Annotated in this window: 2 protein-coding genes; both read right to left on the bottom strand. The window is 30.9% G+C overall.

Annotated elements, in window-relative coordinates:
* Positions 1-769 precede the first annotated feature (769 nt).
* Entirely contained in the window at positions 770-910 is a 141-nt protein-coding gene (locus tag SLH48_RS22350; RefSeq protein ID WP_320259917.1) for a hypothetical protein, read from the bottom strand.
* Between the two features lie 44 nt (positions 911-954).
* Entirely contained in the window at positions 955-1,176 is a 222-nt protein-coding gene (locus SLH48_RS22345; RefSeq protein WP_320259916.1) for an NUDIX hydrolase, read from the bottom strand.
* Between the last annotated feature and the right edge of the window lie 133 nt (positions 1,177-1,309).

Here is a 1,309-nt window from a genome sequence, read left to right as displayed (position 1 = left end):
TCATGAAAGATATATATTTAAAAATATTATTTATATTTAGAACTAAGATTTGATATATTCATTGTTTATTTTAGTTTGGTAGGGGCTTGGGTTAGTAGTTCTTGGGATAATAGGCTAGAAAAAAGAGACAACTGTTCATTATTCAGATGATTCTTTTGATGATGTTCTTGAAATTCAATATTACGATGTAACACATTGGTGGGAATAAAAGAAAAAGAGAAACCAAACAATTATGTTTGGTTTCTTACAAAATATACTTATAAGAGAGGAGAAATGTTTTGAAATACATAAATCCTATAAGCATTATACTAGTTTTATGTTTAACAGTACTTTTAATATTTGAATTTTTCCCAGAAATCCCCTATTCTACACCCACAATAAAAAACATACTACTTCTAGCTATTGTAGTACTTGTGATAATTTCCAGTCTATTTGATCGTAATAGAGAAACGAGAAAAACTTCACTTATGGTACAGTTCTTAACAGTCGCTTATCTTTTATTACTTATTGTTCTTCTAACTGTCTTGGGTGGAAATTCAAACGGCGGTATTTCACTGGACAACGTATATTTTTGGGTGATTGTCTTTTTATTTTGTTGGAATATGTTTTATCAGTGGAAAAAAAGGAATCACAAAAATCAATAATGTATTCCAAGAGGATCGGCTGATAAATCGAGATAGACTACCCAATCGCTCCCGCTAAAGAGTTAAGGGTGGTCTATTTTTTCGTGGAATGGGTGTAAATTCTACATACATTAAGTCTTATACGTTTAGGTAGTCACTTTATCTTTTTCTAAGATATTTTTAATATACTCTATATCTTCAGGGTACATATGTTGGAGTGTCTGTAATTCTTCAAATGACTTCCATCCAACTTCTATAATTGTTTGGTCTGGATCATTGACTGTCATTTTTCCACCAATTACGTTTACTTCATAATAATAAGTTGTGACATCTATACCATTAATAACCGTTTTTTTGTTAGGATAAAATCCATAATATTCACATCATATCCTGTTTCCTCTTTTACTTCCCTAATACAGCAATCCTCTGAGGATTCTCCATCTTCTATTCCTCCTAAAGGGATTACCCATGCATCAGAGTCTTTACTTTTTACCATTAGTATTTCCGAATTGGTATTTACACATATCGCAGCCGAACCGCACCATTCTTTCATTTGGTATTCTCCAAAAAAGTTACATTATCTATATGTATTTCTTTATATTATTTCAAAAATTTAGCATTCTCACAATCCTTTTCCATAAAGAAAACGCTTTTCGTTTGACAGAAAAGCGCCATATTGTTGAATA

The sequence above is a fragment of the Cytobacillus sp. IB215316 genome (assembly GCF_033963865.1).
Taxonomy (GTDB): domain Bacteria; phylum Bacillota; class Bacilli; order Bacillales; family SM2101; genus Nanhaiella; species Nanhaiella sioensis.
Note: the sequence above shows the minus strand (reverse complement) of the source record. Positions and strands in the feature narration are given on the sequence as shown.